We start from the raw sequence: 14955 nt of genomic DNA on the forward strand, positions 1-14955 counted from the left end.
CCTTAGCGCAGCCGTCTGGCCAGGGCCTGAATATGCTCTGGGCCTATGCCGCAGCAACCGCCGATGAGAGAGGCCCCGACGGTGCGCCAGCGCTCGGCCCAGCCGAGGTAATCCAGCGGCCCCAGATCGGCGCGGATCTCGTCCAGCCCGTCGTTGGCGGTGGCCTCTTTTGGCTGGGGCGGAAAGGCATTGGCATAGGCGCCGAGGCGAATATCCCCTCGACCCAGCGCCTGCAATCTGGCGCCAGCCACCGTCAACGCGGCCTCAATCACCTCGGGCTGGCAACAGTTGAACAGGATGGCATCCACCCCGACCGCGACCAGCGCAGTGACGGCATCGACCACCCGCTCGCCGGAGCGCAGGGTCGGCTCGCTGCCCGGCGCCTCGTCCTCCAGGGTGAAGGAGACCCAGAACGGCTTGCCATCCGCCGGCAACAGCGCCTTGAGCGCCAGCGGCTCGGCAATCAGGCTCATGGTCTCGGCCAGCCAGATGTCCACATGGGGCGCCAGCGCCCGGATAAGCGGCGTTGCCAGCTCGCCCACTCTGTCCGCCTCGAACAGGTCAGCGCGGTAGGAGCCAAACAGCGGCGGCAAGGATCCCGCCACCTGCACGGCACCGCCCTGTTCATCGGCCACCTCGCGGGCCAGCTGGCCAGCCAGCGCCGCCAACGCTTCCCCTTCGGCGGCAAAACGCTCGGCACCGATATGAAACGGCACCAGCGCATAGCTGTTGGTGGTGATGACGCGGGCACCGCTGGCCACATAGGCCTGATGCACCTCGCGCACCGTCTGCGGCGCCTCCATCAGCGCCAGCGCCGACCACTCGGGCTGGCGAAATGGCGCGCCCCGCCGTGCCAGCTCACGCCCCATGCCACCGTCCAGTACCCACAATGCCTGTGTTTCCATCTGTCCTGTCTCTTTGTTGTTGTGTTTGTCTGCATGTTTCATCTGTGGCTGTTCTCCTGGCTGGCGTGGCTGTGCGTCGCCTTGCTCATTCAGGGTGAACCGCCAAAACGGCCATAAAAACATATGGATGTTTAGATGGCTAAAACAAGATAGAACAAAGCCGAGCCGACGGCAATCGGTATCACAGGGCATCAGCAGACAGCAGAGACGGGAAAACAGCGAAAGCGGCAGAAGGTAGAAAAGCGTGAGGCCACCCAAGGGTGGCCTCATTGCAACAGGATGAACAGGTGGCTTAACGCCCTGCCAGCACCCGTTTTATCTGTTTGGTCCAGTCGGAAACCCGACCCTGCTGGGGCAGACCACGCCAGATCTGCTCCCACTGAGCCGGGCTCAGTGGACGACCCAGTCGACGCTGCACCCCAGCATAGAGATAATCGTGGGCCGTGGTGGCAGCATGGGCGGAGGTGAGGAACTTGGATACAGGATCGGTCAGCCGCACATCCCGCATGCCGAGCAGCGGATAGTCATTGTGCACCGCCGCCAGCATGGTCTCGCGCATGGCCGACTCTATGTAGCCGCGGGCAAACAGGGCGGTCACCGACTCGAGGGACCCCTGATCCGGGCCGTGATACTCTTCATCGAACACAGGGCTCGGCTCTGCCACGCCACTTTGCACCACGGCATCGGGATCCGGCTGCGGCACCACCACCGCCTTGGGAGCGACAGGTTTGGCAACGGCTGTGGCCTTGCGGGGTGCGCTCTGGCTGCAAGCGCCCAGCGCGAGGGCGAGCGCCACACAGGCCAGCGCACGGGAATGAGACTGCATCTTCATGACTCCTTGATAGCTCCTTTACGATTCCTGAGCAGGCTTCTCGGCCACCACGGGTTCGACCCGGGTCACCAGCAGCTGGTCGATCTTGTAGCTGTCGATGTCGACCACTTCGAACTTGTAACCCGCGTATTTCACCGAGTCGGTTCGCTTGGGGATCTTGCGCAGCATGAACATGATGAAACCGGCTATGGTCTCGTAGTTCTGGCTATCCGGAAACTCTTCGATGTCGAAGGCCCGCATCACGTCCGAGATGGGGGTTACCCCGTCCACCAGCCAGGAGTTTTCGTCCCGCTGCACTATCTGCTCTTCCACCACGTGGGTGGCCCACTCGCCCATGACGGTACTCATCAGGTCGTTCATGGTGACTATCCCCACCACAAGCGCGTATTCGTTCATCACCACGGCGAAGTCGCCCCTGTGGTTCTTGAAGTACTCCATCGCCTCGTAGAGGTTGAGGGTGTCGGGAATGATGATGACGTTCTGCACCAGGGAGCCGCTGTTGAGGTCTATGCTCTGGCCGCTGATGACTCGGATCAGCAGCTCTTTCGCATCGACGAAGCCCTTGATGCTGTCGAGGTTGTGGTCACAGACCAGAAACTTGTTGTGCGGGTGTTCGGCGATCTTGGCCTTGATGCTCTCCTCGCCCTCTTGCAGGGTGAAGTAGATGAGGCTCTCGCGGGCCGTCATGGCGGAGGTCACGCCGAGGGACTGCAACTCGAACACGTTCTCGATGAGCTGATGCTCTTCACGCTGGATGACGCCGGCCTCGGCGCCTGCATCCATCACCGCATAGATGTCGTCAGAGGTGATCTCGTCGTTGCGTATCATGGAGACCCGCAGCAGACGGAACAACGCATTCGCCATGCCATTGAAGAACCACACCAGCGGCATCAGCAGGGTCACGCACAGCAGCATGGGGCGTACCACCACCACGGCGATCCGCTCCGGCATGGTCATGGCCAGGCGCTTGGGCATCAGGTCGGCGATCAGGATGAACATGCCGGTGACGAACACGAAGGAGGCGGCGGAGCTTATCTGGCTGAGCCAGGGGCCTTGATAGAAGCCGGAGATGAACACCTTGATGGCAGGATTCAGGGCAGACTCACCCAGGATACCGCCCAAGATGGCGACGGTATTGAGGCCAATTTGCACCACGGTAAAGAAATTACCCGGCTGGGCCTGCAGCGCCAGCACCTTGGCGGCATGGCGGTTTCCCTCATCGGCCATCACCTGCAACTTGATCTTGCGGGAGGCGGCAAGGGATATCTCGGAAAGAGAGAAGAACACGCTGCCGGCAACCAGCAACATCAGAAAAAATAAACTATCGGCAAAACTCATGATTAACCTATTGCTACACCCGTCTTAGCACAAGACGGCAAACTGGGCCTGGGAGACCAGACCGTGAGTCCATCCGGGACTCACACAGGGGGCATATTCTAGCAGAAAAGCGCCTGTTGGGTGGCGATATCTTACTCTGGCACCCAGTGCAACAAAAAAGGCGCCCAAAGCGCCTTTTTATTCATTTTGCGGTCAGTGCTTGCCGAGCAGCTCATTGAGCTCGTCCGCCTTGGTGTGGCGCACGTCCTTGCCTTTGACGTAATAGACTATGTACTCGCAGATGTGCTGGCAGCGATCGCCGACCCGCTCTATGGCCCGCGCCGCCCACAGCACGTTCAGCACCTGGGGTATGGTGCGCGGATCTTCCATCATGTAGGTCATCAGCTCGCGAATGATGGACTCGTACTCCCGGTCCACCTTGTCATCTTCCTTGTAGACGGCGATGGCCGCCTCCAGATCCATGCGGGCAAAGGCGTCGAGCACATCGTGCAGCATCTTGATGGTGCGCCGGCCCATGTTCTCGAGCGATACCAGCGGCGGTTGCGGCTTGTTGGCGTTGTCGGTCAGCATGCGGGCAATCTTGTCCGCCACGTCGCCGATGCGCTCCAGATCCGTGATGGTCTTGATGATGGCCATCACCAGCCGCAGGTCGGACGCGGTGGGCTGACGCTTGGCGATGATGCGGGTGCACTCCTCGTCGATCGCTACTTCCATGGCGTTGACCTTGTGATCGTTGGCCACTATCTTGCGCGCCGCATCCAGATCCTGATCGTGGATGGCCGCGATGGCGTCGGTCAGTTGCTGCTCCACCAGGCCGCCCATCACCAGCACCTGATTGCGCACGCTCTCAAGTTCGGCATTGAACTGACCGGAGATGTGTTTATTGAGGTTCATATTGTCCATACAAATAATCCTTATGCTCCGAGTATGCCCTAGCCGTTGAACTGACCGGTAATCTGTTTCTTGATGCTCATCTTGCTCATACCAATAACCCTTATTGCACCAAGCATGCCTTAGCCGTTGAACTGACCGGTAATCTGTTTCTTGCTGTTCATGTCTATCACCCCTGCTCTGCCACTCACACTATTAGCCGTAACGACCGGTGATGTAGTCCTCGGTCTTCTTCTTGGCCGGGGTGGTGAAGATGGTGTTGGTGTTCGAGTACTCGATGAGCTCGCCCATGTACATGAAGGCGGTCTGATCCGAGACCCGCGCCGCCTGTTGCATGTTGTGGGTGACGATGACCACGGTGAACTGGCTCTTGAGCTCATTGATCAGCTCCTCGATGGTGAGGGTCGAGATCGGGTCGAGCGCCGAAGTCGGTTCATCCAGCAGCAGCACTTCCGGCTCGATGGCGATGGCCCGGGCGATCACCAGACGCTGCTGCTGGCCACCGGAGAGGCCGAAGGCGTTGTCGTGCAGCCTGTCCTTCACCTCGTCCCACAGGGCTGCGCCGCGCAGTGAACGCTCGGCCGCCTCATCCAGAGTGCGTCTGTCGTTGATCCCCTGCAGGCGCAGGCCATAGACCACGTTCTCATAGATGGACTTGGGGAAGGGGTTGGGACGCTGGAACACCATGCCCACCTGGCGACGCAGGGCGGAGACATCCACCCCCTTGTCGTAGATATTGTGGCCGTGCAGCTGGATCTCCCCCTCGATGCGGCAGATCTCCACCAGATCGTTCATCCGGTTGATGCAGCGCAGCAGGGTCGATTTGCCGCAACCGGACGGGCCGATAAAGGCCGTCACCTGCCCCTTGGGGATCTTCATGTTGACGTTGAACAGCGCCTGCTTGTTGCCGTAGTACAGGTTGAGATCCTTGACCTCCAGCGCGGTCTGCTCCGGGCTCAGGTTGAGCAGATCCAGGGCAGTGTGCTGGGTGGAAGCTGTCGTTACATTGATCATCTGTTACCTCAAATCAGTCTGTGGTGACCGGCAAATTCATGTTCCGGCAACCGTCATGCTTGGGTGGTGAGAGATGGCGGCACGATCTTTGGCCGCCCATCCCTTGCCTCAATATCAGTCTGGGGTGGCTGGATTAATGTTCCAGCGACCGGAATTTTTCACGCAGGTGGTTACGAATGCCTGTGATGTCCGTCAGGTTCATCATCAATGCTCCAAAGAACGGAACTTCTCGCGTAAATGGTTACGAATGCCGATGGCCGTCAGGTTGAGACCAACGATCACCGTCACCAGCAGGAAGGAGGTGGCATACACCAGTGGCCGCGCCGCCTCGACGTTGGGGCTCTGGAAGCCCACATCGTAAATGTGGAAGCCCAGGTGCATGAACTTGCGCTCTACGTGCAGATACGGGAAGTTGCCATCCATCGGCAGGGTCGGCGCCAGCTTCACCACCCCCACCAGCATCAGCGGCGCCACTTCACCGGCGGCGCGGGCGATGGCCAGGATAAGGCCAGTCATGATGGCCGGGCTCGCCATGGGCAGCACGATGCGCCACAGGGTCTCGGCCTGGGTGGCGCCCAGTGCCAGCGAACCCTGGCGAATGGTGCTCGGGATCCGGGCCAGCCCCTCTTCGGTGGAAACGATCACCACCGGCAGGGTCAGGATGGCCAGGGTCAGCGCCGACCAGATGACGCCGGGGGAGCCGAAGGTCGGGCTCGGCAGCGCTTCCGGATAGAACAGCTGATCCAGCGAGCCGCCGAGGGTGTAGACGAAGAAGCCCAGACCGAACACGCCGTACACGATGGAGGGCACACCCGCCAAGTTGATCACGGCGATGCGGATGATCTTGGTCAGGCTGTTCTTGCCCGCGTACTCGTGCAGGTAGACAGCCGCCACCACGCCGAGCGGCGTGACTATGATAGCCATCAGGAACACCATGAAGACGGTGCCGAAGATGGCCGGGAATACGCCGCCCTCGGTGTTGGCCTCACGGGGATCGTCGGAGACGAACTTGCCGATCTGGTGGAACCAGTAGTCCACCTTGGCCAGCAGGCTCATGTCGTTGGGCCACACCACGTCCAGCACCTTGGACATGGGCATGACCACCAGCTCGCCACGCATGTCCTTGACCGTGATGGAGTCTCTGTCCGCCTGGGCACGCAGGGAGAAGAGCTGCTTCTCCAGCACCTGATAGTTGTCATTGAGGGCCTGACGCTGCTCGGCAAGCTGGGTTTTAAGCTGATCGGTCAGCTTGTCGTCCAGCTCGGCCTTACGCTCTTTCAGGCGCAGCCGCTCCAGCTGATAGTTGATGCTGCCTATGTCCCCTTTTTGCAGATCGTCAGCCTGTTCGGAGAGATCGTTGGCACGGGCCAGCACCCGTTGCAGCGCGGGATGCAGATCCTGGCTCAGCTCGCGGCCGTCCTCCTTGACCCCGACTATGTAGCCGTAGAAGTTGCCGTTGGTGGCACGCTCCACCATGGCCAGCTCGGTCGGCAGGCTCTGGGACTTGATGTCTGTCTCCAGCACCCAGCGAAAATCGAGGTCGACGAACTCGCGGTTGCCGGTCTTGACCAGGTAGCGGGTCAGCAGCTCGCGCTCCTCCCCCTCCAGCGGCAAGCCCGCGGCGCGCAGCCGCTCCACCGGCACCAGTTCACGGTCGTTGATCTCGCCGATCAGCACGCTCTTGTTGCCGTTTGCATCTTCGAGCTGCCACTCATAGATGGGGTGAGGCCAGAAGTAGACCAGACCGCGCCAGCCAATCAGCAGCAGCAGACCCAGTACCGCGACCAGACTCAGGCTGACGGCACCGCCGGTCATCCAGATCCAGGGGGCCCCTGATTTAAACCACTTACCCATTATCGATTCCTTGTTCATATACAGAACGCCGCTTTTGATGGAACGGCTCATTACAGAGAGCTGTATTTTTCACGCAACCGCTGACGAATGAACTCGGCCAGGGTGTTGAACATAAAGGTGAACACAAACAGGACGAAGGCCGCGAGGAACAACACCCGATAGTGAGAGCTGCCCACTTCCGATTCCGGCATCTCCACCGCGATATTGGCGGCCAGGGTGCGCAGTCCCTGGAACATGGAGAAGTCCATGATGGGGGTGTTGCCGGTGGCCATCAGTACTATCATGGTCTCGCCAACGGCGCGGCCAAGGCCCATCATCACGGCCGAGAAGATGCCCGGGCTGGCGGTGAGGATCACCACCCGGCTCAGGGTCTGCCAGGGGGTCGCCCCCAGCGCCAGTGAGCCCTGGGTGAGATGCTTGGGCACGGAGAAAACCGCATCCTCGGCGATGGAGAAGATGGTGGGGATGACGGCAAAGCCCATGGCGATTCCGACCACCAGAGAGTTGCGCTGGTCAAACTTGATACCCATCTCGTGGGTCAGCCAGATGCGCGAATCGCCGTGCATGAAGGCGTTCTCGATGAGCGGGCTCACCGCGAAGGCGCCCCAGCCGATCAGCAGCAGCACAGGAATCAGCAGGATGGCGTGCCAGCCCTCAGGCAACCACGACCGGCCACGCTCCGGCAGGTAGTTCCACACCAGCGCGGTCAGCAGCATCCCCATCGGCAGCAGGATCAGCAGCAGGATCACCCCGGGCAGCGCCCCCTCTATGATGGGAGCGAGCCAGAGACCCGCCAGGAAGCCCAGGATAACGGTCGGCAGTGCCGCCATGATCTCGACCGTCGGCTTGACGTATTTGCGCAGCCCGGCCGACATGAAGTAGGCGGTGTAGATGGCGCCGGCAACGCCGAGCGGCACCGCAAACATCATGGCGTAGAAGGAGGCTTTCAGGGTGCCGAACACCAGCGGCACCAGGCTCAGCTTGGCTTCGAAGTCATTGCTGGCGGAGGTGGATTGCCACACATACTGGGGCTCAGGATAGCCTTCGTACCACACCTCCTGCCACAGGGCAGACCAGGTCACCTCGGGGTGCTCATTCTCCACCGCAAACAGCTTGAAGCCATCCCCCTGCTGCATCAGCAGCACGTTGTGGCGTGGCGAAATGGCCAGGGCCGACAGGGAGCCGCCCTCGACCTTCTCGCTCAGCAGCTTGGTCTCGCCGGTGGCGTGGAAGAAGCTGACGGTGCCATCCTTGCCTGCGCTGATGAAGCCCTTGCGAAAGTGCTCCGGGGTCAGCAAGTCGACCGGGCCATCGCCCTTGAAGTCACGAATGGGAGTGAACTGGCGCTTGCCGTCCTTGGCCACTTCGAACCACTGGGAGATGACGCCGTTGTCGTTGCCCACCAGCAGAGAGGAGGCACCGGAGAGCAGCTCGACCCGGGTCACGTTGGCGTTGGGGGCATTGATCTCCATGACGTTGCGCAGGGAGATGTCATTGAGGTTGTGAATGTCGTAGACGGAGAGACGGTTGCCCTCACGCACGAACAGGATGCGCAGATTGGGGGTCAGCAACAGCTGATCCACATGACGCGGCAGGGAGGGAATGCTGTAGTTCTGGGCGCTCCACTCCACCTCGCCGGAGAGGAAGTTCTCCTCGCCGCTCATGACCGTCATCACGCCGCGGCCATCCTCGGTCACGGCGGCGGTGGCCATCTTCTCCTTGGTCGCCTCGAACACCATCAGCTGCAACGCTTTCCCTTGCGGATCTATCACCACGGGCGCTTCGCCGAAGGGATACTGCAGGCTGGGTTCTATGACCCGCACGTCGTTGGGATAGGAGACCTTGAAGTAGGGCTGCATCACCAGCGCCTTGCCATCGGCAAAACCGTAGGCGATGAGCTTCTGACCCGGTGCCGGCGGCGCGACCGTGGTGATGTCACCCGCGACCTGGGCCTGACCCAGCGCCTGACCCACCTTGACCTTGCCATCCCCCTGGACGGCGAAGAAGTTGACCAGCCCCTTGTCGCTGAAGCGGTAGCCAATCTCGTTCTGCTCCTCCATCCCGAGCCAGGCGGTCTTGCCCGCAACGGGCAGCGTGAACGACGCGGTCGGCTCCATCGTGGCGCCATTGAAGATGGGTTTCACCACATAGAGCAGGTAGAAGAAAATGAGCAACAGGGCCACCAGCACCAGGGCACCACCCGTGGTGACCCCGTACTTGGCCAACTTATCCTTGATACGGCGCTTTCTACTGCCCGCCATACCCAAGTTTATCGATTCCGATGACATGCAAGACCTCAATGTGAGCTAGGCTTGGCGGCATTATATGGCGGTTGCATGACAGTTTTGTTACATCGAGGCCCTCTGTGAAGAGGTTATTTTGGGGGGCATTCAGGCAGGGCGTTGTCGGCAAGCAGCAGTGCCAACCTGCTGTTTTATATGAGGATATATGAAGGCATCAAACGAGGGGGCGAGGCGGCTCACCCCCTTGGTGTCAGACGGCGGGGCCGCCGCTTTGTTGCAGCGCCAGTCTGGCCGCCTTTTTCTCGGCGCGGCGACGCTTGAAGAAGGCTGACAGCTGGGCCGAGCAGGCTTCCGCCAGCACACCGCTGGTCAACTCGACCCTGTGGTTGTGGCGCGGGTCCTGCAATATCTCGAACACGGACCCGGCCGCCCCTGTCTTGAGATCCTGCGCCCCGTACACCACCCGCTTGACCCGGCTGTGGATCAGGGCGCCGGCGCACATGCAGCAGGGCTCCAGCGTCACATAGAGGGTGGTGTCGAGCAGCCGGTAGTTCTCCAGCCGGACACCGGCGGCGCGGATCGCCATGATTTCCGCATGGGCGCAGGCGTCATGGGCGCTGATGGAGCGATTCCACCCCTCACCGACCACCTCGTCCCCCAGCACCAGCACGGCGCCGACCGGGATCTCGCCTATCCCCTCGGCCCTGGCGGCCAGTGCCATGGCATGGCGCATCCAGCGCTCGTCTTGCTGCGCTTGCTCAAAGGAGTCAGCATTCTCTGATGGCGTCACGCCCTTACCTCTTTATATTGCCTTTGTGCCTTGAACATTGGCGCCGTGCCGACCGGGATCTCACCCGTTTCCCCCTCGGCCCTGGCAGCCAGTGCCATGGCGTGGCGCATCCAGCGTTCATCCTGCTGCGCTTGCTCAAAGGAGTCAGCATTCTCTGATGGCGTCACACCCTTACCTCTTTATATTGCCTTCGTGCCTTGAACATTGGCGCCGTGCCGACCGGGATCTCACCCGTTTCCCCCTCGGCCCTGGCGGCCAGTGCCATGGCATGGTGCATCCAGCGTTCATCCTGCTGCGCTTGCTCAAAGGCGTCAGCATTCTCTGATGGCGTCACGCCCTTACCTCTTTATATTGCCTTTGTGCCTTGAACATTGGCGCCGTGCCGACCGGGAGCTCACCCGTTTCCCCCTCGGCCCTGGCGGCCAGCGCCATGGCGTGGCGCATCCAGCGCTCGTCTTGCTCGCCATGCCCCAAGCACGGTGCGATTTCTGGTGGTTCCACGCCCCTGTCCTCTCTCGACAGCTTGTTCATGACGGTTTGTCCTGCTTCCCGGCCTGATTGATCGCTCATCCGTCTCTTCTTTACCCGGATGCGGTTATCCAGGATCGGCCCCTGCCAAGCGGCTGATGACGACATACGCGATCACCCGGCAAGGCTGCTCGCCTAGCAGTGGATGCACGCACCGCAACACGGGGCGGCGATTATGCCAAATCTCACCTGCAGGCCCAAGCTACATCTTGGTTGCGCAATAAAGAAGCAGTCGGCATCTCCCTGATAAAAAAGGAGTTGCACCAACCGATCCATATCATTAGACTCATTTCCGTCAGCTCAGACTGACCTCGTCGGTGTGTAGCGCAGCCAGGTAGCGCATCTGCATGGGGTGTAGAGGGTCGGAGGTTCGAATCCTCTCACACCGACCATTTTCCCCGAAAATAGCCCAGTCTCGCGACTGGGCTATTTTTTTGCCTCGTTGCCCGCTTCCCATCTTTATTGTCCTGCCAAACGCCTTGCCCACAGAGCCATCACTATCGACGGCATGTTTTTTATACAGAACCACTTGAAACCGCTGGCGAGTATCGCTAGGATACGCCACTTTTCCGCCGGCAATGGATACAGGGAGGTGGAAATCCGGGTGATGGAGTCACCAACCGGCTTGCAATCCAACGAGGCAAGCACCCATGACGCAAGCAGTTGACGCACAACCCGATCTGGCCCCCCTGCCACTACCGAACGTCGAGCTCGGTGATAACGAATACGGCACTGAATACGGCACCATAGTGCGTCTTGACGTGGTCGATCTGGCGGCGCCGGACGACGATTACTGATCCCGCCCCTCAAGGGATCCCCCGCACGCAACAGGAGAGTGTGGCCGCTGAGCCGTGAATTTCGCCACCCTTTCATCCTCCCGAGGGGCCAGGAAGGCCCGCTGATACAAATAACAATAAAATGCTGAAAAACTGAACATAACCAGTTGCATTCACTACCCATCACCCTCCCCTCCCTCTGCGAGTTGTCAGGCCAAGGTGATACAAACCTACGTTATTGCTCGTCACTTTCCCCTCGCTGGTGGGGTAAATCCCATTCGGCCCCCATTCACCATCCAAGTTTTAAACAAACGTTCACTAGCCAATGTTGGCAGGAGCTGGATATTCACTGGGATCGCCGTTCTCATTTCATACAGCTGTTTTTTGAAAGCTTGGAGTTAGGTCGGGATTTGTTTTTGCATTTGTAATTTTATTACGTAATAAGTTACATCCCGAGCCGTATTCCCTCTACTGGATCACACCACCATCAGGGGTCGGAAAACAAGCGCATAACCATCTGCATAGAGCTTTTGCGCTAATCACATAAGTCCATTAAAAACATCATCTTAACCACCGGTCAAAAACAGGCGTTTTAAAAAAGTGGTTGACGAACAGGGTAATATTTCGCACCTTATGAATCGTGTTATCCCGTTGTTACGGGAAGTTTGAAAGAACAGGGATCGACTTTAGTCGTAGTTAGTAAGTTCAAAATGTAATTCTCAAAGGAGTGAACCTTATGTCGGCACCGGCTCAGACCCACTGCAGCGCCCGCCTTCGCATCCAGGGCGAGATGCTGCCCGAATACGCGCAAATTCTGACGCCGGACGCGGTGGCTCTGGTCTCCGAACTGGTGGAACGCTTCGCGCCCCAAAGAGGGGAATTGCTGAAACAACGTGTGGCACGCCAGGCCCGCATCGATGGCGGCGAGCTGCCGGACTTCCTGCCGGAAACCGCCCACATCCGTGCCGGTGACTGGACCATTCGCAGTATTCCAGCCGATCTGCAGGACCGCCGTGTGGAGATCACCGGACCGGTCGAGCGCAAGATGGTGATCAACGCCCTCAATGCCAACGTCAAGGTGTTCATGGCGGACTTCGAGGATTCACTGGCCCCCGCCTGGAACAAGGTGATCGAGGGGCAGATCAACCTGCGCGATGCAGTCAACGGCACCGTCTCCTACACCAGTCCGGAAGGAAAAGCCTATACCCTGAACCCGGATCCGGCCGTGCTCATCTGCCGGGTGCGTGGCCTGCATCTGCCTGAAAAACATGTGACCTTCGATGGCGCCCCCATCCCAGGCGGCCTGTTCGACTTCGCCCTCTACTTCCTGCACAACCATCAGGCACTGCTGGCCAAGGGCTCGGGCCCCTACTTCTATGTGCCCAAGCTGCAGAGCCATCTGGAAGGGCGCTGGTGGAGCGAAGTGTTCGCCTGGACCGAAGACAAGTTCGGCCTGCCCCGCGGCACCATCAAGGCCACAGTGCTCATCGAAACCCTGCCTGCGGTGTTCGAGATGGATGAGCTGCTCTATCAGATGCAGGATCACATAGTCGCGCTCAACTGCGGCCGCTGGGACTACATCTTCAGCTACATCAAAACCTTGAAGAATCACCCTGATCGGGTCCTGCCGGACCGTCAGGTAGTCACCATGGACAAACCTTTCCTCTCCGCCTATTCGCGGCTGCTGATCAAGACCTGCCACAAGCGCGGCGCGCTGGCGATGGGCGGCATGGCCGCCTTCATTCCGGCCAAGGATGCGGCCGTCAACGAGCAGGTGTTTGCCAAGGTCAAGGCGGATAAGGAACGCGAAGCCCACAACGGCCACGACGGCACCTGGGTGGCCCACCCCGGCCTCGCCGACACCGCCATGGCGGTGTTCAACGCCACCATTCCTGTTGGCGCCAAGAACCAGATCGGCGTGCTGCGCGAGCAGGATGCCCCCATCACGGCCGCCGACCTGCTGGCCCCCTGCGAGGGTGAGCGCACCGAGGCGGGCATGCGCACCAACATCCGGGTCGCCCTGCAATACCTGGAAGCCTGGATCAACGGCAACGGCTGCGTGCCCATTTATGGCCTGATGGAAGATGCGGCCACCGCCGAGATCTCCCGCACCTCCATCTGGCAGTGGATCCGCCACGGCAAGAGCCTGTCGAACGGCCAGGTGGTGACCAAGGCGCTGTTCCGCCAGATGCTGGCCGAGGAGCAGCAGGTGGTCAAACACGAGCTGGGCGATGCCCGCTGGCAAGCGGGGCGCTTTGCCGAGGCGAGCGAGCTGATGGAGCAGATCACCTGCGCCGACACCCTGATCGATTTTCTGACGCTGCCCGGTTACGAACGGCTCTGAACTCCGGGTCTCCCCAGCGGAGCCCGCCAATAACAAGTCAATGGAAACGTGAAATCAATGAAAGAGGGAACTGATATGGCACTGACCCGTGAGCAACAGATCCAGGCTATCGAGAAAGACTGGGCAGAAAACCCCCGCTGGAAAGGGATCAAACGCGGCTACAGCGCCGAAGACGTGGTGAACCTGCGCGGCAGCTTGCAGCCGGCGCACACCCTGGCTCAGCGCGGCGCCGACAAACTGTGGGAACTGATCCACGGCAGCGCCAAGAAAGGCTACGTCAACTGTCTCGGCGCCTTGACCGGCGGCCAGGCGGTGCAGCAGGCCAAGGCGGGTATAGAGGCGATCTACCTCTCCGGCTGGCAAGTGGCGGCGGACAACAACTTGTCCTCCACCATGTACCCGGATCAGTCCCTCTACCCGGCCAACTCTGTCCCGTCCGTGGTGGAGCGCATCAACAACTCGTTTGCCCGTGCCGACCAAATCCAGTGGGCCAACAAGGTGGGTCCGCAGGATGCCGGTTTCATCGACTACTTCCTGCCGATCGTGGCGGATGCCGAAGCCGGTTTCGGCGGCGTGCTGAACGCCTTCGAACTGATGAAGGGGATGATTGAAGCGGGTGCCGCCGGCGTGCACTTCGAAGATCAGCTGGCCTCGGTGAAGAAATGCGGCCACATGGGTGGCAAGGTACTGGTCCCCACCCAGGAAGCGGTACAAAAGCTGGTCGCCGCCCGCCTGGCAGCCGACGTCTGCGGCACCACCACCCTGGTGATTGCCCGTACCGACGCCAACGCGGCCGACCTGCTGACCACGGATGCAGACCCTTACGATGCCGGTTTCCTGACCGGTGAGCGCACCGCAGAAGGCTTCTACAAGGTGCAGGCCGGTATCGAGCAGGCCATCTCCCGCGGCCTGGCCTATGCCCCTTACGCCGACATGGTGTGGTGTGAAACCGCCAAGCCGGATCTGGACGAGGCGCGCAAGTTTGCCGAAGCCATCAAGGCGCAGTACCCGGACACCATACTGGCCTACAACTGCTCCCCCAGCTTCAACTGGAAGAAGAACCTGGACGATGCCACCATCGCCCGCTTCCAGCAGGAGCTGTCCGACATGGGTTACAAGTACCAGTTCATCACCCTCGCGGGTATCCACAACATGTGGTTCCACATGTACGAACTGGCCTACCAGTACGCCCGTGGCGAGGGGATGAAGCACTACGTCGAGATGGTGCAGGAGCCGGAATTTGCCGCCGCCAGCCGTGGTTACACCTTCGTGGCACACCAGCAGGAAGTGGGCACGGGTTACTTCGACAAGGTGACCACCGTCATCCAAGGGGGCCAATCGTCAGTGACAGCGCTGACAGGTTCCACCGAAGAAGATCAGTTCCACTGATAGCCGCATGCGAGCCACCTCGCTCGAACAAAAACCCCGGCCAGGTGCCGG

General features: G+C 60.3%; 13 protein-coding genes, 1 tRNA gene and 1 pseudogene. 4 read left to right on the forward strand and 11 right to left on the reverse strand.

Annotated features, from left to right (window positions below; translation table 11 throughout):
• Positions 1-2: 2 nt before the first annotated feature.
• The 11 genes and pseudogenes from AACW87_RS00275 to AACW87_RS22585 all read right to left on the reverse strand — a co-directional run bounded on the left by AACW87_RS00275 (position 3) and on the right by AACW87_RS22585 (position 10437).
• Positions 3-905 (reverse strand): homocysteine S-methyltransferase family protein, encoded by a 903-nt coding sequence (locus AACW87_RS00275; RefSeq protein WP_241326261.1) that lies wholly within the window; start codon positions 903-905, stop codon positions 3-5.
• A gap of 292 nt (positions 906-1197) precedes the next feature.
• Positions 1198-1737, reverse strand: coding sequence for a hypothetical protein (locus tag AACW87_RS00280; RefSeq protein WP_172955303.1), 540 nt, complete (start codon positions 1735-1737; stop codon positions 1198-1200).
• An 18-nt stretch (positions 1738-1755) separates the two neighbouring features.
• Entirely contained in the window at positions 1756-3075 is a 1320-nt protein-coding gene (locus tag AACW87_RS00285) for a hemolysin family protein (protein ID WP_241326262.1), read from the reverse strand.
• Between the two features lie 192 nt (positions 3076-3267).
• Positions 3268-3978 (reverse strand): phosphate signaling complex protein PhoU, encoded by a 711-nt coding sequence (gene phoU / locus AACW87_RS00290; protein WP_042036494.1) that lies wholly within the window; start codon positions 3976-3978, stop codon positions 3268-3270.
• A gap of 183 nt (positions 3979-4161) precedes the next feature.
• Complete coding sequence (gene pstB / locus AACW87_RS00295; protein WP_043137469.1) at positions 4162-4980, reverse strand: phosphate ABC transporter ATP-binding protein PstB; 819 nt, start codon at positions 4978-4980, stop codon at positions 4162-4164.
• 204 nt (positions 4981-5184) lie between these two features.
• Positions 5185-6834: a phosphate ABC transporter permease PstA gene (gene pstA, locus AACW87_RS00300; RefSeq protein ID WP_241326263.1), complete on the reverse strand. Its 1650-nt coding sequence runs from the start codon at positions 6832-6834 to the stop codon at positions 5185-5187.
• Between the two features lie 50 nt (positions 6835-6884).
• Positions 6885-9122: an ABC transporter permease subunit gene (locus AACW87_RS00305; RefSeq protein WP_103471210.1), complete on the reverse strand. Its 2238-nt coding sequence runs from the start codon at positions 9120-9122 to the stop codon at positions 6885-6887.
• Positions 9123-9327: 205 nt separating this feature from the next.
• Positions 9328-9867, reverse strand: a complete 540-nt coding sequence (gene tadA, locus AACW87_RS00310) for a tRNA adenosine(34) deaminase TadA (RefSeq protein WP_339385722.1) — start codon at positions 9865-9867, stop codon at positions 9328-9330.
• Positions 9868-9914: 47 nt separating this feature from the next.
• Positions 9915-10034 (reverse strand): annotated as a pseudogene (locus AACW87_RS00315) (tRNA adenosine(34) deaminase TadA); the annotation flags it as partial.
• Complete coding sequence (locus AACW87_RS00320; RefSeq protein ID WP_445206838.1) at positions 10031-10201, reverse strand: hypothetical protein; 171 nt, start codon at positions 10199-10201, stop codon at positions 10031-10033. The gene AACW87_RS00320 and the pseudogene AACW87_RS00315, both read right to left, overlap by 4 nt.
• Positions 10198-10437: a hypothetical protein gene (locus AACW87_RS22585; RefSeq protein ID WP_445206836.1), complete on the reverse strand. Its 240-nt coding sequence runs from the start codon at positions 10435-10437 to the stop codon at positions 10198-10200. The genes AACW87_RS00320 and AACW87_RS22585 overlap by 4 nt, the downstream gene beginning before the upstream one ends.
• Positions 10438-10710: 273 nt before the next feature.
• On the opposite strand from AACW87_RS22585, the gene AACW87_RS00330 reads away from it, so the two are divergent.
• The 4 genes from AACW87_RS00330 to aceA all read left to right on the forward strand — a co-directional run bounded on the left by AACW87_RS00330 (position 10711) and on the right by aceA (position 14904).
• Positions 10711-10787: transfer RNA gene (locus tag AACW87_RS00330), tRNA-Pro, on the forward strand.
• 258 nt (positions 10788-11045) lie between these two features.
• A complete protein-coding gene (locus AACW87_RS00335) occupies positions 11046-11192 on the forward strand; it encodes a hypothetical protein (protein ID WP_241279829.1) in 147 nt (48 codons plus the stop codon).
• 715 nt (positions 11193-11907) lie between these two features.
• Positions 11908-13515: a malate synthase A gene (gene aceB, locus AACW87_RS00340; RefSeq protein WP_241326264.1), complete on the forward strand. Its 1608-nt coding sequence runs from the start codon at positions 11908-11910 to the stop codon at positions 13513-13515.
• Positions 13516-13590: 75 nt separating this feature from the next.
• Positions 13591-14904, forward strand: a complete 1314-nt coding sequence (gene aceA / locus AACW87_RS00345) for an isocitrate lyase (RefSeq protein ID WP_043137483.1) — start codon at positions 13591-13593, stop codon at positions 14902-14904.
• The last annotated feature ends 51 nt before the right edge of the window (positions 14905-14955 follow it).

Origin of the sequence: Aeromonas sp. MR7 (assembly GCF_963899385.1) — a bacterium.
GTDB lineage: Bacteria > Pseudomonadota > Gammaproteobacteria > Enterobacterales > Aeromonadaceae > Aeromonas > Aeromonas bestiarum.